Raw genomic sequence first — 22,717 nt, 5'->3', positions numbered from 1 at the left:
CGAGGCGGGAAGCATCGCGTCCTCCGCCGTAACCCACCCGGCGCGGCTCGCACGGCGCCAACCGGGCACGCCCTCCTCGATCGTCGCCGCGCAAAGCACACGGGTATCGCCGAACTCCACGAGGCACGACCCCAGCGCGTGCTTGAGCACCTCGCGGGTAAGCGCAACTTCGCGCATCTCGTCCATCGCGCGGCCGTTTGCGCGATCGATTTCCATATAATCCAAGGTTTCCTCCCCATCGTATCTCACTATGGCAAGAACCGGCCATGCCGGCTCCCGTATGACAGGTTTTGCGGGCTGGCGGCAAGCCGCCCGCTGCCGAGCGGCCGACCGTCCCCGCGCCCTGCCGATCATCCTCGCAGCCCAGCGGCAGGTCGCCCCGGGGCCTGCGGGCCCCGCAGCCTAGCGGCAGACCCCACAGCAGGCGGGGCCCCAAGGCCTAGCGGCAGACCCCGCAGCAGGCGGGGCCCCAAGGCCTAGCGGCGGTACATCTCCTCAAGCTCGCCAAGGTCTACATGCACGATGCTCTTGAGCGGTTGCCCGAAGATGAAGCTTCCCGCCGCCGCGAACTCGGCAATGTTATCCGAGGTTGTTGCAAACCGGTGCTGAGGCTCCACATCGGCCGCGGCAAGCTGCCCGCGGCGATGCAGGATGTCTTTGAGCTCGCGCGTGGTCTCCTCCGCAGACGACACCACCCGCACGCCCGTGCCAAGCGCATGGCGGATGGGCCCTGCAAGCAGCGGAAAATGCGTGCAGCCGAGCACCACGGTATCCACCTCGGTATCGGCGATCGGCGAGAGCGTCCTCGCTACCTCGAAACGAATCTCGGGGGTATCGAAGATGTCGCCGTCTTCGAGCCAACGCTCCTGCAGATGCGCACCCGTGGCCAGCTCGCGCTCGACGATGTTCACGAAGCTTGGAGCGGGGCACCCGTATACATCCACGCCCGCATCGAGACTCTGGATGGCTCGCGTGTATGCACCCGACCGCACCGTGAGCTCCGTGGCGAGCACGCCCACCTTCCGCGTGCGCGTCGTGTTGATAGCCGCCCGCGCGCCCGGAGCAATCACGCCGATCACGGGAACGTCGAGCGTCTGCTGCGCCACGGTGAGCGCCGCCGCGGTCGCGGTATTGCAGGCGATCACGATGATCTTGACATCATGCGCCTCGAGCCAGCGCCCCGCTTGCAGAGCGAAGGTACGCACCTCGTTCTCCGAGCGCGGTCCATAGGGGCAGCGCTTCGTATCGCCCACGTAGTAAATCGATTCGTGGGAGAGCGACGTCGCAATCGAGCGCGCAACGGTGAGCCCGCCCAAGCCCGAATCGAAAACGCCAATCGGGCGGTTATCGTAGGCGAGGGGGCTGACGCAGCGGTCATCCATCACATCCGCCTCCCCTGCGCCTCCAGCAGGCAGCGCATGGCGTTCACCCAGCCATCAACGATGCGCCCGCGCGCCACCACGGTCTCGGGGTGCTTCTCGAGGAGAGCATCGGCGTGCGGGTCGGACAGCGCATTCTCTACCATGATGAACTGCGCCACGGCATCGGCCATGAGGAAATCGGACGACGAATCGCCGATAGCGAGCGTCTCGGCGCGGTCGATACCGCGAAGCTCGCAGAAGCGCTCGATGGCACGCCCCTTGCCCAAGCCCTTCGGCATGATGTTGAACGCACGGCCGCGCACCCCTTCAGGCAGATGGAGCGTTGTGGGCGCTGAGATGTAGTTGAGAAAACCGTTGTCGCCCCAGTCGAGCGCCATGCCCGAGGCGTCGAGCAGCGCGATCGCCTCCTCGTCTGGCACCTCGCCGCGCAGGCCGATGGTAACCTCGCGATGCTTATAGCCGTTCGACATGTCGTTATGGAATTCGATGAGCCCAGGCCAGCGCGAGATGAACTGGTCGCAAAGCCCGGTCTGCTCGATAACCTCATGCGGCGTGAGGCCGCAGGAAGGGTCGTAGTCCATCTCCGCCGTGAAGTACTCCCAGGTATCATGCGGGCGATCGATCATGATGATGCCGCCCATCTCACCGATGTACGAGGTGAGGCCAAGCACGCGCGAATCCTCGTGCAGCATGGAGCGGTTCCGGCCTGAGCACGGGATGACCTCGATGCCCGCCTGCTTGAGCGCGATGAGCGTCTCCACGAAAGCGCAGCTTGGTTCGCCCGCTGCGTTTGCGAGCACCGTGGAGCCAGGCCCCATCATCGTGCCGTCGAGATCTGTGAACACATAGCGCACGCGAGCAAGGCGCTCGCGCAGGGCCTCATCGGTCTTTTCGCCGCTGAGAGCCTCGGGCAGATAGGTAATCGGCATGCATCCTCCGCTTTGATCGTGGCTTGCGCGCAAATGCAATTGCGGTTTGTCCCTATCATAAGATATGTCCCGTTGCCGTCAGCGAGCGAATTCGGCTATACTCAGACTCCACGGGCGATTGGCGCAACGGTTAGCGCAGGTGCTTTACACGCACAAGGCTGGGGGTTCGAATCCCTCATCGCCCACCATAGTTTTTGTTGACCCTGCACACGCGGGGTCTTTTCATTTTCATGCCCATCACAGAGGGATTCGAACCCGCAGGGTCGCGAGCTGCGCAAAGCGCGCGAGCGTCTTTGCCAGCACGCGACGCAAGGCGGCAAAGCCGCCGCAGCGATCCGGGGCTGTTGATAAAACGAACCGGGTTCGTTTTATCACTAGCTCAAAACGGAGGTGAGAATCTGGGCGAGCTCGTCCACATTCTCCTTCGTGCAGATAAGCGGCGGCAGGAAGCGAAGGGTGTGGGCGCCCGTCGCGTTGATAACCGCGCCCGCTTCGAGAGCGGCGGTCACCACGTCGTGCGCATCCCCCGCATCCTCATCCAAATCGCAGCCGAGCATGAGGCCCGCACCGCGCACCTCGACCACGTGCGGCACCTTCGCGAGTTGCTCGGCCATATAGGCGCCAACCTCGGCCACCTTGCCGGCATACCCACCGTTCACGAGCTCGCAGAGCGTAGACTCGGCAGCAGCCACGGCAAGACAGCTCCCGCCGAAGGTCGAGCCGTGATCGCCCGGCTTGAAGGCGTCCGCCACCTCCGCGCGCGCCACGCATGCGCCAGCCGGCACACCGCCCGCGATGCCCTTCGCCAGGCTCATGATATCCGGCACAACGCCCGCGCGCTGGATTGCGAACGGCTTCCCCGTGCGGAACACGCCCGCCTGAACCTCGTCGGAGATGAGCACGCCGCCCACCTCGTGCACAAGGCGCGCCGCCTCTTGGACGAATGCCGCATCGAGCGGGTGCACGCCGCTTTCGCCCTGAATGGGCTCGAGCATGACGGCGCAGATTTCGCCTCCAAGCTGGGCAAAAACCTCGCGCAGCTCATCGATGTCGTTGGGCGTGCACGCCACGAACCCGCCCGGGAGCGGACGGAAGGTGTCCTGCAGGCGATTTTGCATGGTGGCGGCAAGCGTCTCGAGCGTGCGGCCGTGGAAGCCGCCGCGCAGGCAGACGATCGTGTTCCCGCCGTTGCCGCACCGCTTGGCATACAGGCGCGCAAGCTTCATGGAGCACTCGTTGGCCTCGGCTCCCGAATTGGAGAAGAAGGTTTTCCAAACCTGCTCGCCCTCTTGCGGGGCAGCAGCGGCACGCACGGCCTCGGCGTCGCCCTCGGCGATAGCACGGGCAAGCACACCGGCGCCCACAAGATCGTCGTTAGCAAGCTTGGAAAGCAGCGCCGCGACCTCGCCGCGATGCTCGATGTAGAAGTAATTCGATACGTGCATGAGCTCTGTGGCCTGGCGCTCAACCGCGCCGACCACCGCTGGGTGCCCATGGCCCAGGCAGCATACCCCGATACCCGCCAGGAAGTCGAGGTATTCGCGGCCCTCGGCGTCCTTGAGCGTCATGCCGGAGCCTTCCACGAACTCCACCTGGCTCCTGCCGTATGTATGCATCACGAACTCGCTATCGAGCGCGCGCTCTTGATCGAATGTCATCGTCTTCTTCCTCTCCATTGCCTGGTGCTTCTCTCTGCCTACCGCGACTCGGCGTCCTCATCCGTCTCTGCCAAGCGCGACGCGAATACGCCGAGCGGGTGGGGATGCCGGTCCTGCTCGTACGACTCCATCGTGGAATGCATCACGGTGCCCAAGCCGGTGTCGGTCAGGAGCTCGAGCAGCAGCGAATGCGGCGTGGTGCCGTTGATGATATGCGCACGGAACACCCCGCCGCGCAGCGCTCCCACGCACGATTGCAGCTTGGGAATCATGCCCTTGTCGATGTCGCCGCGCGCGAGCAGCGCCTCGGTCTCCTCGAGCGTGAGGTTCGAGATGAGCGAGGTCTTATCAGAGAAATCCTCGTAGAGGCCGTCGACATCCGTGAGGTAGATGATCTTGTGCGCGTGCACGGCCTTAGCGACGGCCCCCGCCGCAACGTCGGCGTTGATGTTGAAGAAGCCGCCGTCCTCCCCCTGTGCAACGGTCGCGACCACAGGGATATAGTCGTTATCCATGAGGCTCTCGAGGTAGTCGGCGTTGACGCGCGTGACACGCCCCACGCGGCCCAGGCCGGGATCGAGCTGCTCGGCAACGATCGTACCCGCATCGCTCCCCGAAACGCCCACCGCGACGTTGCCGTGCTGGTTGATGGCAGCCACGAGCTCCTGGTTCACCTTGCCCACAAGAACCTCGCGCACGATCTCCATCGCTTCCGGCGTGGTCACGCGCTGGCCATCCTTGAACTCCACGGGAAGGTCGTAGTGCTTGAGCGCCTCGTTGATGGCCGCGCCGCCGCCGTGAACGATCACGATGCGCGCGCCGATAATCTTAAGCAGCAGGATGTCGCTCATCACATCCGAACGCAGCTTAGCATCGACCATGGCAGCGCCGCCGTATTTGATCACGACCGTGCGGCCGGTGAGACTCTTAATCCACGGCAGCGCCTCGAAGAGCAGCTGGGCGGTCTGGTCGCTATTGAGCGACGGCTTGGCATCGCGTGCGTACTTCATGCTCATCCTCCCATACGCCTGCGGGGCCCGGTCCGATCACCGGCCCGCGATGGGTCAAAACAACCCCGTCCCAAAATGACCGGTCAAAATGGTTCACGAACGGTAGTCGGCGTTAATCGAAATGTAGTCGTGCGTGAAATCGCAGGTCCAGACCGTGGCCTGGGCATCGCCCGCGCCAAGATCCGCCGCGATGACGATCTCCGGCGCCTCGAACCGGCGCAGCGCCTCGTCCTCGTCGAACGGCACCGTGAGACCGCCCCGGCACACGGGGATGTCCATGATGTCGATATCGACGTCCTCCTGGTTGAAGACCACGCCGCACTTACCGAGCGCAGCCGCCACGCGGCCCCAGTTGCAGTCGTGGCCGGCCACGGCGGTCTTCACGAGCGGCGAGTTCGCGACCGCGCGGGCAGCGGTATCGGCATCCTGCGGCGTAGCGGCGCCCGAAACCGTAACGGTCACGAGCTTCGTAGACCCCTCGCCATCGGCGGCGATGCCACGGGCGAGCGCCTCGCACACCACATAGATGGCGCGCTCGAGCTCTTGGTAGGCATCGCTACCCTCGTCGATGGGATCGAGCATCGGCGCAGCCTTGCCCGAGGCGAACATGATGCATGTATCGTTCGTCGAGGTGTCGGAATCGACCGTCACCCTGTTGAACGTCTGGTCCACGGCGGAGCGCAGCAAGCCGTGAAGGGTTTCCGGGCGCACGGGAGCATCGGTGGTGATGAGCGCGATCATGGTTGCCATGTTGGGCATGATCATGCCCGAGCCCTTGCAGCAGCCACCCACCGTGAACGTGCTGCCCAAATAGCCCGCAGCCTGGCTCTCGTAGGTGACGGCGTACTCCTTGGGGTGCGTGTCGGTCGTCATGATCGCAAGGGCCGCATCGGAACCGCCCGCGCGGGAGAGCGCATCGGCAGCAGCGGGAATACCCTCTTCAAAGGGTTCGATGTCGAGAATCTGGCCGATGACGCCCGTCGACGACACGAGCACCTGCTCGGGCTCGCAGCCCAGCACCTGGGAAGCGATGTCGCAGGTCTCGTGAGCGGCAGCGATGCCGGCTCCTCCCGTCGCTGCGTTGGCGTTGCCTGAGTTCACCACGACGCCGCGAGCCATGCCGTAGCCCACGCCGCCCAGATGGGCACGGCTCACCGTAACCGGGGCCGCGCAAAAGCGGTTCTGGGTGAAGGTGCCCGCGATCGGGCACACCTCGTCGGCAACGAGGAGCGCCATGTCGAGGCGCTTCGGGTCTTTGCGGAAGCCCGCATGAACGCCTGCTGCCATGAAGCCCTGCGCGCTCGTCACGCCACCGTTGGGCACTGCGCGAATCCTCGCATCAAACTCATCGATATTCATAGGTCCATCCCTTTTGGTCCAGCTTCTACTTCGTCACAGTGTACCGAGCCGCGGCACCAGGGGCAACGACGGAAACCGCGCCCTTTGCGCCGACGGCACGCCTGCTACTTGCACCGGCAGCGTGCCTGCTACACCGGCAGCGCAACCAAAGGAAGGCCTCGTCGCTCGTCGAGCCCGAAGACGATGTTGGCGCACTGGACCGCCTGGCCCGCAGCGCCCTTGCAGAGATTGTCGATCGCGCCGATGGCAATGAGCGCCGACGCCTCGTGGTTCACCGCCAGGCCGATCTGGCATGCGTTGCTGCCCGCCACCGACGACGTCTTGGGCACCTGGCCGGCGTCGAGCACGCGAACGAAGGGCCGCCCCTCATAGAAGCTGCGATAGGCGCTCACGGCCTCCTCGGCGGTGAGGCTCGCAGCAGACGGCGCGAGCGGCAAGGTGACGGTGGAGAGCAGGCCGCGCTTGAGCGGTGCCAGATGCGGCGTGAAGACCACACGCCCTGCCAGGCCGAGAATCTGCTCGATCTCGGGCGTATGGCGGTGGCGGCATACGTTGTAGGCCTCGACGTTCTCGTCGGCGCTGCAGTAGTGCGTGCGCGCGTTCGCCGACTTGCCCGCACCCGTAACACCCGAGATGGCATCGACCACCACAGGGCCGCCTTCCGCAACCCAGCCCATGCGCACCGCAGGTGCGGCGGCAAGCGATGTTGCCGTGGGAAAGCATCCCGCGCACGCCACGAGCGCGGGCGCGCCCGCTGCATGGCGCTCCGCCGCGCGATCGAGGTCTTCGGCAAAGAGCTCAGGAAGGCCGAAGGCACGGTCCTGCAGAAGCTCAGGCGAGGTGTGGGAGACGCCGTACCAGCGCTCATAGGTCCCAGGATCGCTCAGGCGATAATCTGCCGAGAGGTCGATCACCGTCACGCCAGCATCCAGAAGCCCCGGTGCCGCAGCGAGCGCAGCCGTATGGGGAACGGCGAGGAACACCGCATCGCATGTGGTAAGCACGGGGTCGTCGTGCGCGGAGAAGACGAGGTCGCCGGCGCCTTCTACCCCGGCAAACGCAGGGTAGACGCTGCCGAGCGCCTGCCCTGCATCGGCATTGGACGTAATCGCCCGAAGCTCGAAATCCGGGTGCCCGAGCAGGATGCGTGCAAGCTCCACGCCCGCATACCCTGCCGCTCCGACGATGCCCACCGTGTACGCCATAACTCCCCCGCAATCAAATCATGCAGAATACTGCATTCGAAAATCTTTCTTATGCAATAGCATGAAAGAGTATCACGATTGAGCGAGCGGAGTTATCCGTTAACCCCCTTGAAACCTTCTGGCAGCGCCGCAGATGGAAGCGCGGGGCGCCGTCGCGGGAACGCTATTCCGCGCGGGGCGCCGTCGCGGTAGCGCTACTCAGCGCAGGGCACCGCAGCGGCAACGCTATTCCGCGCCGAGTGCCGCCATGGTGATGTAGTTGTACGGCTGGTTGAAATGCGGCAGGAAGAAGATATCGAGCAGCTTGAGCTTGTCGATGGTCACGCCCTCCTCGATCGCGAGCGAGAACAGGTGAATGGCCATCGAGACGTCGTATTCGGAGGCGAGCTGCGCCCCCACCACGCGGCGGCTACCACGCTCGTAAACGATGCGAATCTTGACCTGCGCGTTCTCGCGCATGAATGCAGGGCGCTGGAGGTCTTCGAAATCCGTATAGAGCACCTCTAGCCCCGCCTTCTCGGCCGCACGGACCGAAAGGCCGGTAGAGCAGAGGTTCAGGCCCATAACGGAGATCGCGTTGGAGCCCTGCACGCCGATGGACTCGAGCGGCGTGCCGCCGATGTTGTGACCGGCAACGATGCCCGAGCGCACGGCATTGGTCGCGAGCGCGATGTAGGTAGTCGCGCGCAACGCGTTCGAGTAGACGGTCGCGCAATCGCCGATGGCGTAGACGTCCGGGTCGCTCGTCTGCTGGTGACGGTCGACCAGGTAGGCGCCGTTGTCAAAAAGCTCAAGATGGTCGCGACCGAGCGCGTTGTTCGGAATGAAACCGATGGCGTTCACCACGAGGTCAGCAGGGTAGCTGCCCTGCTCGGTGGTAATGGAGCGTACATGCCCCGTCTCGTCCCCCACGTAAGCGCAGACGGCCTCGCCAAAATGGCACTCGATTCCACCCTGGGCAAGGCGCTCGTCCATGAGAGCGGCGAACTCGGGATCGTAGTAGCTTGCAAGCGACGTGGGAGCAATGTCGAAGATGCGCACGTTCTTGCCACGACGCTTGGCCGCCTCGGCAATCTCGACACCGATATACCCAGCGCCCACCACCGCGACGTCTTCCACAGAATCGTCGGAAATCTGACGATCAACCTCCTGGCCCTCTTGGAAGAGCTTGAGGAAATTGATACCCGCAAGGTCGTGGCCGGGCAGCTTGGGCGCAATCGGGAGCGAGCCAGTTGCCAACACGAGCTTGTCGTACTTGATCGTAAAGTCGGCACCCGTGCGCGGGCGGCAGCTCACCAGGTGAGCGTCGAAATCAATGCTCGTGACCTCGGTCTCCATAAAAACTTGGGCGCCCTTGGCCTCAAATGCGTCCTTGTTGGTATAGAAGAGCTTGTCGACGGAATCGATCTGGCGGCCCACCCAAAGCGCGGTACCGCAGCCGAGATAACTCAAGTTGGTGTTACGGTCGATCATCACCACTTCTTGATCGGGATAGGTGTCGAGCAGCGTGTTGGCGGCAGCGATTCCGGCGTGGTTGGCTCCAACGATAACGGTCTTCATCTCATTCCCCTCTCTCGCGCTGGTTCAGCGCAGTTTGGACGTGCGAGGCTATTCGATAGTTCGACCATATCGAAAATATGTTTCTTAAACAATATCAATTCTGTAAACGGCCCATACGCACTCGGTAATAGGGCGTGCGGCGGCGCGCGTGGCAGCACCTCGATCGCCACCGAACGAGAGCCCCATGCGCCCACAAGCCCCATGCGCCCGACAACGGATGGTTGGGCACGCGCCCTTATCGCTCTGCGAACTCCTTGATCTGGCGAAGCATACGCGCAGCCTCTTGCCTTCCCGCTATGTAGAGCTCGAGAAGCTTCGACGCGTCACGCTCAACGTGCCCCACCGTTACCGGGTGAGGCGGCGCAACCACGAGAGCCCGCCCCTCGCGTTCGTAAGCCCAGATATGCTCGCGCTGCTCGTTGTAGCGCTCATGGCGCGTGGAGAGGGCATCGAGCAGATAGGGGTAGGCGGCATAGCGGGCGCGCGCTGCGGGCATGAGCTCGTACGGAGACTTGCGGTAGCCTCGGTGCTGGGTGAGCACCACGATCGCGCGGTCATACCCCTCCTCCTCGAGCACGTGCTCAATAGGCACGGAATCGGCCACGCCGCCGTCGAGGTAGAGGCTGCCATTTAGCTCAACGGGCTGTGTGACCAGAGGAAGCGAGGTTGAGGCGCGCACCACATCGATGTCGAGCGAGGCGTCTTGCACCTCGGGGTATTCAGCCGTACCGAACATGATGTTTGTGACGGTGGCGAACAGCTTCATGGGGTTTGCGCGATACGCCTCGTTGTCAAACGGGTCGATGCGGTCCTGAACATCGAAGAGCAGGAAGTCGTACCCGATCAAGCTTCCGTTCGCCGCAAGCGCGCGCGACCCCACGTAGCGCTGATCATCACAGAACGCGAGGTTGATGCGGTTGACGCGCCCGATTTGACGCGATTTGTAGTTCAGCCCGTTCAACGCGCCCGCAGATACACCGTAGCAGGCGGGAAGGTCGACGCCCTGTTCGAGCATGACATCGATCACGCCCGCCGTGAACTGCCCGCGGAAGCTGCCGCCCTCGAGGATGAGCGCGCACGCGCCCGCTCCCGGCTTGGCAGAGCTCGTTCCCGGCTTGGCCGAGGCCGCGGCCGGCTCACCGCATGTTGCGCCCGGCTCGGCAGAAGCCGCTCCCCCGCCTTGTCGCAAGCTATCGTGAGACTCTGCCTCGTATACGTCGGCTCCATGTACGTCTTGCTGCATTTCCGCACCCTTTTCTCATCGCATGCACCGCTGTGCTTCAGGCTCTTCTACCCCATTGGACCAGACATACGCCCGCATCTTGAATCTTTGGAAAAGCCGCTATCCGGCAAGAGGGTTCAGCCAGAGGGCTCGGTGGGGGAAGACCGGCAAGGTGAATCTACCCCGATAGGTGAATCTACCCCGATTTCATTAACAGGTGCTACGTCACCTCTGCGCGCGGGGCTCGAGACAAACTATCCGAAGGTGTGCCCTGCCGCTATGAATCGGTACCTGACCTATGCCATGGCAGGAACGGTCGGGCTCATCAGCGCATGGCTGCACGATGGCCGCTCGGAGCCGGTGGAAGAGATGAGATCTCTGCTTGGTCGCGTTATTCTGGGGAGGCGCGAAACGGCTCTCTTCGAATGCAGGTGTCTACCGCACGTAGCCCGACCGTGCGCCCAACTTCGCCCACGTCTCAAGTTTCGCGAGCCTGCGCTGGCACACGTCTCGTACGAACGCTGCGGCGCTGCTGCCGAGGAGCGCCCTCCCGATCTATTTCAGCAACCAATCAACGAGACTGCGCTGCTCAATACCGTTATGGTCCGTCGCACCGATGCGGTCCAGGGTGAGCAGCGTCTTGGGGTAGGCGTCCCCCAGCAGCTCGAGCGGGCGCAGCTCGCGACGCAGCGTCGCCTCGTCCAGTACGGACAGCGCGACCTGATAGTAATGCGGCTTGCCCTCCCGCTCGGCAACGAAGTCGATCTCCAGATCCCCCACACGCCCTACGCGCACCGTGTGGTAGCGCCGCAGCAGCTCTAGATACACGACATTTTCCACGCGATGCCCGAGGTCGCTGCCGTCGCGTCCGAGCAGCAGATGTCTGAAGCCGAGGTCGCCGAGGTAGTACTTGCCCCCCTGCTGCAGCAGGCGCCGACCCTTGGCGTCATAGGGCTCGGCCTTGAAGATGAGGTAGCACTCCACGAGCGCGTTGAGGTACTCGCTGACGGTGGTCGGGGAGACTTTTGAGCCGTTGGCCGTCAGCGTGTCCGCGACCGTTTTGAGCGAGAAGCGATTCCCCACGTTATCGGCGAGAAAGGCGAGAAGCGCGCGCAAGACCGGCATGCTGATGCGGGGGTGCCGCGTCGCCACGTCTTTGACGAGGATGGTGTTGAGCACACCGTCAAGGTACTCGGACACGTCCTCGGCGGGCAGTAGGGAGGCGTACGGCATGCCCCCCAGCGAGAGATAGCGGTTGAGCAGCTCGGTGTCGTCCGCGTCGTCCGTAAAGGCGGCGCGGGCGCCACGATACTCCGCGAACGAGAGCGGCAGGAGTCGGAACTCAACATAACGGCCGGTAAGCAGCGTGGCAAGCTCGCTCGAGAGCAGATCGGAGTTCGAGCCGGTGACGTAGACGTCGCAGTCTTCGCGCGCATACAGCGCGTCGACCGCTCGCTCAAAGCCTTTGACGCGCTGGGGCTCGTCGATAAACACGTAGCAGCTCGGGGAGCTGATGCGGGCGACGACGTAATCGTAGAGTTCTTGCGGCGTGGTGGGGGCGGCAAAGCCCAGGCGCTCAAGATCAACCGAGACGATTGACCTCTCGTTCACGCCGGATTCGACAAGGGCTCGCTGGGCCAGTTTGAGCGCGGTTGACTTACCGCAGCGCCTCAGGCCGGTCACCACTTTGATGACGTCACGGTCCTTCCAGTGGAGAAGCCATTCGGTTGCCTGGGGGCGCGGGACGATGACTTGCTGGTTTATCATGGGCGAGTCCAATCTATCCAACCAAATGGATAAGCTAAGGAAGCATCTTAATTTTATCCATTTATCTAGATGAATATCGGTTAATTGGTAAATCTATCCAACAAACTGGATGTATTGAGGCATGGAATCAGCTTTACGGCGCATCACGCATCACCTACGTGTATTGCTCTGACATACTTCCAGAGGAGTAGCGCGGAGCTCGCTGAGCTGGCCGAAGTGCCGATAAGAGCCATGCGGCCCTGCCGCGAGCGGGGCGGCACCTGCGCCGAGATCGGCAGGGAGCTGGGCGTCGACCCTGGCAGCATATCCAACCGGATCGGGAGGGCCGGCTCCGCGGGCGCAGGTGCCCGTCGAGGTACAGCCCAAAAAGCCAAGACGGATATGAACGGCTGACCGGAGCGAAGCCTTTACATCGCAAAACTCGACTCGATATGGCGCGCGAAATAAAAAAGCAGGTAGATAACGCTATCTACCTGCTACAGCAGTTGGTGGAGGCGCGGAGAATCGAACTCCGGTCCACGAAAGCCCCCTGATCGGCATCTCCAGGCTCAGTCACTGGTTTAATCTCGGATGCGTTGCGCGCAGTGACACGCTCGCGGCATCCCAACCGGTTCAGTCTTAGCCCGCACCATACCGATTACGTGCGCGGGAGCATTCCCCTAACATGACACCGCGCCCGGGGCGGGGAATTCCCAGGTTTGGCGTGCCGCTAATTAATTAAGCAGCAAGAGCCAGCTGGGGCTCGTAAGAAGAATTCTTGTCAATTCATTTTGACAGTACCCCTGTTTAGCGTGGCGAGGAGACCACGGCCTGCTTCCTCTCTCAGAGCTATCGTGTCGAAACCAGTCGCCCCCGAAGGACGGTCTGGGCAAGCCGCATCGCAGAGGCGCACCGCGCCGGCATGCGAGCAGCCGCACTCGACCTGTCAAAGAACGCGCCGGACGCAGCTCGCAAAGCACGCGTTGTCCGGGTGAGTATTGTAGTGTACCACGCATTGGCCCCGCATATACCCCCGCCGCGGCGAATTCAATGCTATGGGCAGCGCGCATGCCGGCACCCCGTCGCTGCGTCACGCACGTTCGCGGCGAGCACCGCGCTCCGTGCGCAGCAGGGCATCGACCAGGCGGTTATCGTCATCGTCGGGAGAACCGAGCGGCAAGCCGCACGCCTCAAAGAAGTGGCTGCCAGCAAACTGCCGCGCGCGGAACGAGTCGTGCTCGCCGTCATCGAGATACCGCACACGGCTCCGACAATCCGTCGTGCCGCAGAATAACGGCCCATGGCTCCGAACGTAATCGATATAGAGCGGTTCATCGGACCAAAGCAGCACGCCCGCCATGTTCTCGAGTTCGTACGCCGTCGCGTACTCGCGCCAACGCGCCTCGCGATAGCGAACATAGCGGTCGAGCACCGAAGCCATCCGCGTCACGCGCGCAAGCGTACTCGCCGCCGACATCACATCCATTTTGTCCGTAGCCGCAAGCCCACATGCCGTACCCAGCTCCGCGAGCGCGCCCTCGCGCTCCTTCCCCTCAAGAAGCACCGCCGGCACCGTGAGCTTCATCGACTCGTCCGGGAAAAGCTCAATCGCCGAATGCGGCATCATGTCCTCAAACGCCACCGACGCACGAAAGATGAGCGAGTCGTGCGCATGCTGGATATGGCAGCTGAACCCCTGCGCCCCGAAAGCTCGGCGCATGGCATCGGCGCGGGCGTTGATCACCTCGCGCGACGAGGTCTCCCGCGTGGAGCCCGTTCGGAAGAGGTACAGATCGAACAACGGCACCGCAGACGAGAAGTAGACCGTTCGGCGACAGAAATCGGTAATCTGCGCCGCACGACGCGTCGCCTTGTCGTAGAGCTCCACAAGCGCAGAGCCAGCAGCGGGCCCGGACGTCGAGCCCTCGCGAATCTCCACCACGCCATCGGCCACATAGGGCGGAAAACGCCCTTCATCTACACGCACCACGACAACCCCCTGGTCGGGAGCGTCGGGATCGGCGATGAAGCGCACATCGAAGGGAGGCGCGGGAGAAACGTGCCTGCGGCACAGCTCCCCGATAAGCTGGCTGTAGTCCGCCGAAAGGCGCGGAACGGGACACACGGCATGATCGTCATCCGCGATGCCGATGACCAGCCACCCTCCCCGTGAATTAGCAAACGACGCGATGATCTTAGGGATCTTGCGCTTCACGCCCGCCGTGAGCGACTGCTTGAACTCGAGCACATAGCCCTCGTCCATATCGGCGAGCTGAGCAAGGTCGGCAAACGTCACGTTGGCCAAATCCTTGGGATTGCCTTGGTCGTCGGTAAACGGGCTGAACGTCATGCACACCGCCTCCTGCGCAGTCAGTCTTTCGACCGTTATACCCATGAAGCGCATGGGTGCCCCGCCACGATGAATGGTGAAGCTCATGTCGTTGACCGGGCGAACGAATGATGCTGGGCGCCGAGGAATCCGTCTTTCACAAACAAAGTGCGACTCATGGAGCAAAACGTGTACATGAGCGTCAAAAAATGCCTTATTTCGAGCTTTTCGTGACGCTCGTGTACACGTTTTTCATAGCAAAAAGCGGGCGGGACATCGTCCCACCCGCTTGAAAGCCGAGAACGATTTGCCTGCCGGGCCGCCGGCGAGCCGCCCTTCGTTTGCCGGGCAGCCGGCGAGCCGCCCTTCGTTTGCCGGGCCGCAAACGGACCGCTTTTGCCTACTGGCCGTCGGAAACCCTACGACAGCGCCTGGCGCAAGAGCTCGTTGAAGAGCTTGGGATTGCCCTGCCCCTTGCTCGCCCGCATGCATTGCCCAACGAGGAAGCCGAGCACCTTTTGGTTGCCGTCGCGATACTGCTGGGCCTGGTCGGGGCAGTTGGCAAGCACCTCGTCAACGTACGCCTGAAGCGCCCCGGTGTCGCTCACCTGGCGCATACCGCGCTCGTCCACAATCTTTTCGGGGTCGTCGCCCGACTGGGCCATGGCCTCGAAGACCTCGTGTCCCTGGTTCGAGCTGATGGCATCCGAAGCAAGCAGCTTGGCGAGCGATGCCACCTGCGCGGGCTCGATCCCCGATTCCGCAAGCGTGCAACCTGCGGCCCGAAGATGGGCGGGCAACTCGTTCACGATGAGGTTCGCGACCGTCTGGGCCTCCTTGCCCGACGCGACCGCGCCCGCTGCCGCCTCGAAGAACGCAGCGGTCTCGGGGTCGCCGGCAATCTGCTCGGCGTCGGCGCGCTTGATCCCGAAGTCGCACTCGTAGCGATCGCGCTTGGCGTCCGGCAACTCGGGAATCTCCGCACGGCAATGCTCGATGAAGGCATCCGAAAGATCGAAGGGCGCAAGGTCGGGATCCGGGAAGAGCCGATAGTCGTCCGCCGTCTCCTTGGTGCGCATGACCACCGTGCGCTTGCGGCTGGGCTCCCAGTGGCGCGTCTCCTGGTAGATCTCGCCGCCCTCCTCGAGCACCTCCGCCTGGCGGCAGATCTCGTACGCAAGACCGTCGTGCAGCGCCTTGAAGGAGTTGAGGTTCTTGAGCTCGGTCTTCGTGCCCAGCTTGGAGCTGCCGCGGCGGCGCAGGCTCACGTTGCCATCGCAGCGCATGGAACCCTTCTCCATCGAGCAGTCCGAGATGCCGAGCGTAAGGAAGATACGGCGGAGCTTCTCCATGAAGAGGCGCGCCTCCTCCGGCGTTCGCAGGTCGGGCTCGGTGACGAGCTCGATGAGCGGCGTACCGCAGCGGTTGTAGTCGATAAGGCTCTCTGCCGCCCCACCGATGCGGCCCTCTTCACCGCCCACGTGCACCATCTTGGCGGCATCTTCCTCCATGTGAATGCGCAGGATTCGGATGGGGACGGTATAGGAGCCGTCCTCGTGGCGCACCGGGACCGCGAGGTTCGCGGTGTCGTACCCGCTCATGCCCGCCAGCGCCGATGTGGCCCCTTCTGCGGCCTCTTCTGGGACAGGGTCATTTTGGCTCATCGTCGACGTGGCACCGGCACGATCAGGCCTAGCAAACGCGCCCGCCCCCGATGCCATGCCCTCGGGAAGGTCGCGAGACATCGCAGTCGAGAGGCCCACGGCGTTGGCGCTCGCGCTGGCCAGGCTCTCGGCCTCCGCATCTCCGAACGCACACTCCGGGCGCTCGGCGGCGCCGCGGCCGGTAACCTCCAGATCGAGCCTGCCATGCATGGCGAAGGCCACCGGGCCCTGCGTGGTCTGGAAGTTCTTCGCCATATCCGGATAGAAGTAATGTTTGCGGTAGAACATCGAATGCTTCTGGATCTCGCAGTTGGTGGCGAGGCCCGCTTTCACGATGTACTCGATCGCGCGCTCGTTGGGCACGGGGAGCGCCCCGGGCAGGCCCAGGCAGACCGGGCACACATTGGTGTTCGGTTCGTCGTCGTGGCCAATCTTGCAGCCGCAGAACATCTTGGTGTCGAGCGTCGTGAGCTCGGTATGAATCTCGAGACCGATTACGGCCTCCCAGTCCTTCAGAACCTCACTGAGCTCCTTCATGCGAGCTCACCTCCCTTCCCAGCGAATGCGGGCGCGCAGGGTGCCCCGGGCAGGCCACCGCGCTCCGCGTCGGCAACCCCCGCACCCCATGCGCCCGGCGTAGAAGCCACCGCACGCTCGAGCGCGGAGCCGAACGCGATGAGTCGCTCGTCCTTGAATGCCGGCGCCACGAGCTGCGCGGCAACCGGCAAGCCAGATTCCCCGCCCACACCCAAAGGAACGGTCATGCCGCCGTTGCCCGCGATGTTGATCGAGATGGTGTACATATCGGAGAGGTACATCTGCGTGGGGTCGCTGATCTCGCCATGCTTGAACGCGGTGCGCGGCGCCGCGGGCATCAGGATGACGTCGACCTGCTCGTACGCGCGGGCGTAGTCCTCGGTGATGAGCGTGCGCGCCTTCTGGGCAGCGTAATAGTACTTGTCGTAGATGCCGCTGGAGAGCAGATACGCTCCGAGCATCTGGCGGCGCTTGGCCTCTGCGCCGAAGCCGTGCGCGCGGGAAAGGGAGCTCTGCGCCGCAAGCGTGGCACATCCCGGCTCCTGGTAGCCGTAGCGCACACCGTCGAAGCGGGCGAGATTGCTGAACGCCTCGGCCGGGCCGATCACGTAATAAGCGGCGATGGCAGCGTCGAGGTGCGGGAGGTCTACGTCCACGAGCTCAGCGCCCGCGGCCTCGAGGGCACGAGCCGCCTCCTCGACGGCATGACGCACCTCTGCTGTGAGGCCCTCGGCCTCCATGAACGCGGGGATGATGCCCACGCGCTTGCCAGCGATGCTCGCCCCCACATGCTCGGCAAAAACCGCCGGAACATCTTGCGCGGTGGAATCGAACGGATCGGAGCCGCCCGCCACGAGCGCATCCATGGCGAGCGCCACGTCCTCGACCGTGCGCCCGAAGGGCCCCACCTGGTCAAGCGAGCTGCCAAAGGCGACAACGCCATAACGGCTCACAGCGCCGTACGTGGGCTTCATGCCCACTACGCCGCAGAACGCCGCCGGCTGGCGGATGGAACCGCCCGTATCGGAGCCGAGCGCGATGGGCGTCATGCCCGCGGCAACGGAAGCCGCCGAGCCGCCCGACGAACCGCCCGGCACGCACGCGGTATTCCACGGATTGTTCGTGGGGTGGAAAGCCGAGGTATCGGTCGAGGAGCCGAATGCGAACTCGTCCATATTCGCCTTACCTACGGGCACGCAGCCCGCGTCGAGCATGCGCTGGACACAGGTGGCGGTGTAGGGGCTCTCGTAGGTCTCGAGCATACGGGAGGCGCAGGTCGTGCGTGTGCCCGCGAGGTTCATGTTGTCCTTGATGGCGAACGGGACGCCCGCAAGCGGCGGCAAGGGTTCGCCCGCCGCGCGCGCGGCATCCACGCGTTTCGCGGCAGCCAGAGCGAGTTCGGGCGTGACCTGCAGGAACGCTTGAACCTGTGGGTCGCGAGCATCAACGGCGGCAAGCGCAGCCTGAGCGACCTCAACGGCGGAGTACTCGCCGGCGGCAATGCCCGCCGCGATCTGCGTGGCAGAGAGGGTGTCGATGACAGCCATTACTCCTCCTCCCCCAAGATCGAAGGCACGCGGAAGCTGCGGTCGCGCGCGCTGCCGGCATTATCGAGCACCGCGTCGATGCCGAGAGCGCGCTCGGCGTCCGGCGTGTCGTCGCGCATGACGTTCGAAAGGCTCCCGATGGGATGGAACGTGGGATCGATATCGGGCAGGTTATAGGCGAGCACGGGCTCGAGCATCGCGACGGCGTCGTTCAGGTAGGCGCACATCTCGGTAAGCTCGTCGCCCTCGAGCGCGATGCGCGCGTAGTCTGCGATACCGCGCACGTCGTCTTCGCTGAGTGCCATGAGCGCTCCTTCCGGTTGCATGAATGCGCTCTATTATACGTTGCCTCGGCGCAGCGGCCACCGGAGGCGCGCGTCGTCCCAAGTGGAAACACAGGGCGCGCCAGGCGGAGCCCTCGCAACCATGCCCGCGCTTCCATCAGCGGCTCGTGCCTCGAGCCCTTCCGAATATAAGTAAACGGGATTTGCGTTTAGTGTCCGTCATGCAGCCCCACGCCCGCCTGATGGGAGGCTCCTATGAACACCATACAACTGAGCTGCTTTGTCGAGGTGGCCGCGCAGCTCTCGTTCTCCAAGGCTGCCGAGGCGCTCCACGTGTCGCAACCCACGGTGAGCCACCAGATCAAGGCGCTCGAAGACGAACTGGGTTGCGCGCTGCTCGTGCGAAGCACGCGCACCGCCCGCCTCACGGACGACGGCCTTGCCTTTCTTGAATACGCAAACGACATCCTCGACCTTGCCGCGCGCGCCGAACGTCGCTTGAAGCACAAGCAGCGCCCGAGCTCGCAGCAGCTTCGCATCGGCGTGCATGACGGCCTTGAGGCGCAGCTTATCGCCTCTACCCTCAAGCGCATGAATGCTGAAGCCGAGGGGTTCGATCCGGTGATTCGCATGGCGCCCATGAGCGCGCTGCGCTCGATGCTCGAGAACGGCCTCGTCGACGTGCTGCTCGAGAGCCGCGATTCCGCGGGCGAGCCCGATGCGGTATCGGTCTTCCGACGGCTCATGGAGTGCCCCGCCGTCTGCGTCTGCGCAGCCGAGAGCCCGCTCGCCGCGTACGAGACGCTTGAACTTGATGACCTTGCCCAAGGCGGACGCATGGCCGTCGGCGACCCGCACCACTGCGCCGCCGCCATCGTCGACCTGCAGCGCAAGGCGAGCGCGCACCTGCCAGCCGAGGCCATCATGATGGGCTACAACATCGAGATCGCCCTCGCGCTCGCAAACGCGGGCGCCGCCTTCACCGTACAAGCAGATACACCAGCCATGCAGGTTCCGCCGCTGCGCTATGTACCCATCGAAGGCCTTCCCACTGTCTCGCTCGGCGTGCGCGCAAGGCGAGGATGCCGACCCGCGACCCTCGACCGCTTCATCGAAATCCTGGCCGAGGAGCTGCAGCGAACGCCCCCGCTTAGGCCCATGTAGAAAGGGGAACTTCGGGAACGCCCTGCCGGATTGTTCTCGCGAAAGGCGCACAGCGCATACGGGCCACGTATCCTTAGCAGCGGCCGCAGCATACTCTCTACTGCGAACCGATTACTGCGCACCGATTGCTCAACGAGCCCAGCAACCATATGTCACCATTCGGTTTCCCGTCCAACCGCACGGCGCGCGTGGCGTAAACTCAGCGTTGACGAACACGCAGCGGGCCCCGCATCCCGCTCGCCGCCGAGGAGGCCCTATGAACACCCAACGTATCGATCGCGTGCGCGCTAACTTGCAGGCACGCGACCTCGACCAGCTGCTTATCGTCGACCCGCTCTCTATCTGGTGGCTCACGGGCTACTACACCGAGCCGTACGAACGCCTGCTGGCACTCTACCTGCCCCGCACCGGCGTACCGACGCTCTTCGTAAACCGGCTCTTCCCCGATGCCTCAAACACGGGAGCGCGCATCGCCTCGTATTCCGATACGGACGACCCGATTCCCATGCTCTCGGCAGTCATCGGCCCTACGCGCCCGCTGGGCGTCGACAAGGAACTCTCCGCCCGCTGGCTCGTCCCGCTCATGCAAACGGGGGCCGCACGCGCCTTCGTGCTCGCCTCGGATGCCGTCGACGACGCCCGCGCGATTAAGGACGCCCGCGAGCAGGAGCTCATGCGCGCCGCCTCCGCGGTAAACGACGAGGCCATGGCATGGCTCGTTGAGCAGGTTCGTCCCGGCGTCACCGAGCTTGCCATCGCTGAGGGCCTCCTTGGCACGTACCGGCGCCTGGGAGCCGAGGACCATTCGTTCTCGCCCATCGTGAGCTTTGGTCCGAACGCCGCCGACCCGCACCACGAACCCGACGAAACAGCGCTCGCCGCGGGCGACATGGTGCTCTTCGATGTGGGTTGCAAGCGCGATTGGTACTGCTCGGACATGACGCGCACGTTCTTCACGGCCGAGCCCACCGAACACCAGCGGGCCGTGTACGAAACGGTGCTTCGCGCCAACGAGGCGGCCGAGGCCATCGTGCGACCCGGCGTCACCTTCGCCGAGATCGATCTTGCCGCGCGGCACATCATCGAAGACGCCGGTTGGGGCCCGCAGTTCAACCATCGCCTGGGCCACCAGATCGGTCTTCAAGATCATGAGCCCGGCGACGTCTCGGCCACGCACGACGAGCCGGTGCAGCCGGGCATGTGCTTCTCCATCGAGCCGGGCATCTATCTGCCCGGAGACCTGGGAGTTCGCATCGAGGACCTCGTCATCGTAACCGAGGACGGCTGCGAGGTGCTCAACCGCTACCCCAAGGGCGTGCAGATTATCGGCTAGCAGAGAAAGCCGCAGGGCGTACAGCAAAAGAGGGCCCGCCCCGGACCATGTCCGAGGCGGGCCCCCGCGCATGCAATGTTGAAGCGTTTACGTTAGAAGTCGACGTCCACGTCGTTGTAGACGCACTCGAGAAGCTTCTCCATCTCCTCGGGCGTTGGCTGGCGCGGGTTGGAGCCGGTGCAGGCGTCGCCGATGGCGTCGACGGCGATGCGGCTCTTCTTCTCCTCGAACTCGGCGTAGTCGATGATCGACTCGTCGGCCTTCACGCCGCCCTTGCCGTAGTTCTTGATGCCCTGCGGGATGTCCAGCTTGTCGTTGAGGTCGCGGATCTCCTGCACGAGAGCGGCCACGAGCTCATCCTCGGTCTCACCGGCGAGGTGCAGGACCTCCTTGGCGATGTAGGCGTAGCGGCTCTTGGCACGGGCGTCCTTGGCGTTGAACTGGATGACCTTGCCGAGGTACATGGCGTTGGCGCAACCATGGATGATGTGGTCGCCGGTGAAGGCAGCGCCGGTCTTGTGCGCCATGGAGTGCACGATGCCGAGCAGGCCAGAGGAGAAGGCGATGCCGGCGATGCACTGGGCCTCGTGCATGTGCTGACGGGCCTCCTTGTCGCCCTGGTAGCTCTTGGGCAGCCACTCGACGATCTCGCGGATGGCGTGGAGAGCGTTGGCGTCGGTGAACATGGAGCCCGCGGTGGAGACATAGGCCTCGATGGCGTGGGTCAGCGCGTCCATACCGGTGTGCGCGCAGAGCTTCTGCGGCATGGTGTAGGTAAGCTCGGGGTCGACGATGGCCACGTCGGGCGTGATGTTGAAGTCGGCGAGCGGGTACTTGATGCCCTTCTCGTAGTCCGTGATGACGGAGAACGCGGTGACCTCGGTCGCGGTGCCGGAGGTCGAGGCGATGGCGCAGAACTTGGCCTTGGTGCGGAGCTCGGGGAAGCTGAACGGCACGATGGCCTGCTCGAAGGTCTCCTCCGGATACTCATAGAACAGCCACATGGCCTTGGCGGCGTCGATGGGGCTGCCGCCGCCGATGGCGACGATCCAGTCGGGCTGGAAGTCCTCCATGGCCTTCGCGCCCTTCATGACGGTCTCGACGGACGGGTCGGACTCGACGCCCTCGAAGATCTGAACCTCGAAGCCGGCCTCCTTGAGGTCCGCCTCGACATCCTGCAGGAAGCCGCCGCGGCGCATGGAGCCGCCACCGGTGACGATCATGGCGCGGGAACCCTTGAGGTTCTTCACCTCATGACGGGCGCCCTCACCAAAGTACAGGTCGCGCGGGTTGGTAAAACGTCCCATATGTGCCTCCAAACACAAGCCTCTCTCGGCTTGATTACTCACGAGACCGCTCATTCGGCCCCGTTAGGACCACCATAGACCGGGCGCAATCTCCCCGGAAACCTGCGGCTCGCACAGCTCGGAACCGCCCCGGGCTTCTCGCTCATCCCTGTCACCAACGGACATTCTACCGCGCGGAAACATTTTGTATTCAGTCGATTGCATAAAAGAGGAGGTCTTTAGCCTCGCGGGAAATGCGAGAGGGCGAAATTGGTCACACGCGGAGCACAGCGCTGGATGCGCCCGTGACACAGCGCGCGATGCACGTTATCGGACGGGGTTGGAGCGCCGCCCACATTGCCGGGCGTGATTCGGACGCTCGGAGGGCGCCGGGCGGAATCTGGACGCTCGCACCGTTATCGGGCGGGATTCGGACACTCGGAGGGCGCTGAGGGGGCTCGGACAAAAAGTTGGACACCCATAGGTGTCCGGATTGGAGTCC

Annotated in this window: 16 protein-coding genes, 1 tRNA gene, 1 other RNA gene and 1 pseudogene; 3 read left to right on the top strand and 16 right to left on the bottom strand. The window is 64.0% G+C overall.

Annotated elements, in window-relative coordinates; translation table 11 throughout:
* The 3 genes and pseudogenes from AC1VS5_RS06810 to AC1VS5_RS06800 all read right to left on the bottom strand — a co-directional run.
* Window positions 1-216 (bottom strand): annotated as a pseudogene (locus AC1VS5_RS06810) (ribonuclease PH); the annotation flags it as partial.
* A 260-nt stretch (window positions 217-476) separates the two neighbouring features.
* A complete protein-coding gene (gene murI / locus AC1VS5_RS06805; RefSeq protein WP_019128943.1) occupies window positions 477-1,382 on the bottom strand; it encodes a glutamate racemase in 906 nt (301 codons plus the stop codon).
* A complete protein-coding gene (locus tag AC1VS5_RS06800) occupies window positions 1,382-2,311 on the bottom strand; it encodes an HAD family hydrolase (protein ID WP_481218148.1) in 930 nt (309 codons plus the stop codon). Before AC1VS5_RS06800 ends, murI begins: the two co-directional genes overlap by 1 nt.
* A 112-nt stretch (window positions 2,312-2,423) precedes the next feature.
* Between AC1VS5_RS06800 and AC1VS5_RS06795 the strand changes: the two genes are divergently transcribed.
* Window positions 2,424-2,499 (top strand) — tRNA-Val (locus AC1VS5_RS06795).
* A 186-nt stretch (window positions 2,500-2,685) separates the two neighbouring features.
* Here the strand turns inward: AC1VS5_RS06795 and AC1VS5_RS06790 are convergent.
* The 12 genes from AC1VS5_RS06790 to AC1VS5_RS06735 form a co-directional block, all read right to left on the bottom strand.
* Window positions 2,686-3,969 carry an aminotransferase class III-fold pyridoxal phosphate-dependent enzyme gene (locus tag AC1VS5_RS06790; RefSeq protein ID WP_481218147.1) on the bottom strand — a complete coding sequence of 428 codons (1,284 nt, stop codon included), beginning with the start codon at window positions 3,967-3,969 and terminating at the stop codon, window positions 2,686-2,688.
* Window positions 3,970-4,007: 38 nt separating this feature from the next.
* Window positions 4,008-4,979, bottom strand: coding sequence for an acetylglutamate kinase (gene argB, locus AC1VS5_RS06785; protein ID WP_019128940.1), 972 nt, complete (start codon window positions 4,977-4,979; stop codon window positions 4,008-4,010).
* 93 nt (window positions 4,980-5,072) lie between these two features.
* Window positions 5,073-6,338, bottom strand: a complete 1,266-nt coding sequence (gene argJ, locus AC1VS5_RS06780) for a bifunctional glutamate N-acetyltransferase/amino-acid acetyltransferase ArgJ (RefSeq protein WP_417057317.1) — start codon at window positions 6,336-6,338, stop codon at window positions 5,073-5,075.
* A gap of 128 nt (window positions 6,339-6,466) precedes the next feature.
* The gene (gene argC / locus AC1VS5_RS06775; protein WP_417057318.1) at window positions 6,467-7,543 is read right to left on the bottom strand and encodes an N-acetyl-gamma-glutamyl-phosphate reductase; all 1,077 of its coding nucleotides are present in this window, start codon (window positions 7,541-7,543) and stop codon (window positions 6,467-6,469) included.
* Between the two features lie 225 nt (window positions 7,544-7,768).
* Window positions 7,769-9,103: a H2O-forming NADH oxidase gene (gene nox / locus AC1VS5_RS06770; RefSeq protein WP_481218146.1), complete on the bottom strand. Its 1,335-nt coding sequence runs from the start codon at window positions 9,101-9,103 to the stop codon at window positions 7,769-7,771.
* 235 nt (window positions 9,104-9,338) lie between these two features.
* Window positions 9,339-10,346, bottom strand: coding sequence for a patatin-like phospholipase family protein (locus AC1VS5_RS06765; RefSeq protein WP_481218145.1), 1,008 nt, complete (start codon window positions 10,344-10,346; stop codon window positions 9,339-9,341).
* 534 nt (window positions 10,347-10,880) lie between these two features.
* Window positions 10,881-12,092, bottom strand: coding sequence for an ATP-binding protein (locus AC1VS5_RS06760; protein WP_481218144.1), 1,212 nt, complete (start codon window positions 12,090-12,092; stop codon window positions 10,881-10,883).
* 486 nt (window positions 12,093-12,578) lie between these two features.
* Window positions 12,579-12,946: a transfer-messenger RNA gene (gene ssrA, locus AC1VS5_RS06755) on the bottom strand.
* Between the two features lie 215 nt (window positions 12,947-13,161).
* Window positions 13,162-14,508, bottom strand: coding sequence for an AlbA family DNA-binding domain-containing protein (locus AC1VS5_RS06750; protein ID WP_481218143.1), 1,347 nt, complete (start codon window positions 14,506-14,508; stop codon window positions 13,162-13,164).
* A gap of 311 nt (window positions 14,509-14,819) precedes the next feature.
* Window positions 14,820-16,601, bottom strand: a complete 1,782-nt coding sequence (gene gatB / locus AC1VS5_RS06745; RefSeq protein ID WP_481218142.1) for an Asp-tRNA(Asn)/Glu-tRNA(Gln) amidotransferase subunit GatB — start codon at window positions 16,599-16,601, stop codon at window positions 14,820-14,822.
* The gene (gatA, locus tag AC1VS5_RS06740) at window positions 16,598-18,148 is read right to left on the bottom strand and encodes an Asp-tRNA(Asn)/Glu-tRNA(Gln) amidotransferase subunit GatA (RefSeq protein ID WP_481218141.1); all 1,551 of its coding nucleotides are present in this window, start codon (window positions 18,146-18,148) and stop codon (window positions 16,598-16,600) included. The genes gatB and gatA overlap by 4 nt, the downstream gene beginning before the upstream one ends.
* Window positions 18,148-18,453, bottom strand: coding sequence for an Asp-tRNA(Asn)/Glu-tRNA(Gln) amidotransferase subunit GatC (locus AC1VS5_RS06735; RefSeq protein WP_481218140.1), 306 nt, complete (start codon window positions 18,451-18,453; stop codon window positions 18,148-18,150). Before AC1VS5_RS06735 ends, gatA begins: the two co-directional genes overlap by 1 nt.
* A gap of 234 nt (window positions 18,454-18,687) precedes the next feature.
* Here AC1VS5_RS06735 and AC1VS5_RS06730 point away from each other — a divergent pair, with 234 nt between their 5' ends.
* Both AC1VS5_RS06730 and AC1VS5_RS06725 read left to right on the top strand, forming a co-directional pair.
* A complete protein-coding gene (locus AC1VS5_RS06730) occupies window positions 18,688-19,596 on the top strand; it encodes a LysR family transcriptional regulator (protein WP_481218139.1) in 909 nt (302 codons plus the stop codon).
* 256 nt (window positions 19,597-19,852) lie between these two features.
* Window positions 19,853-20,929 carry a M24 family metallopeptidase gene (locus AC1VS5_RS06725; protein WP_481218138.1) on the top strand — a complete coding sequence of 359 codons (1,077 nt, stop codon included), beginning with the start codon at window positions 19,853-19,855 and terminating at the stop codon, window positions 20,927-20,929.
* Window positions 20,930-21,021: 92 nt separating this feature from the next.
* Here the strand turns inward: AC1VS5_RS06725 and AC1VS5_RS06720 are convergent, their stop codons facing one another.
* The gene (locus AC1VS5_RS06720; protein ID WP_204665533.1) at window positions 21,022-22,236 is read right to left on the bottom strand and encodes an iron-containing alcohol dehydrogenase; all 1,215 of its coding nucleotides are present in this window, start codon (window positions 22,234-22,236) and stop codon (window positions 21,022-21,024) included.
* Between the last annotated feature and the right edge of the window lie 481 nt (window positions 22,237-22,717).

It is taken from the genome of Enorma sp., from assembly GCF_982429025.1.
This window is presented reverse-complemented; position numbering and strand designations above follow the sequence as displayed.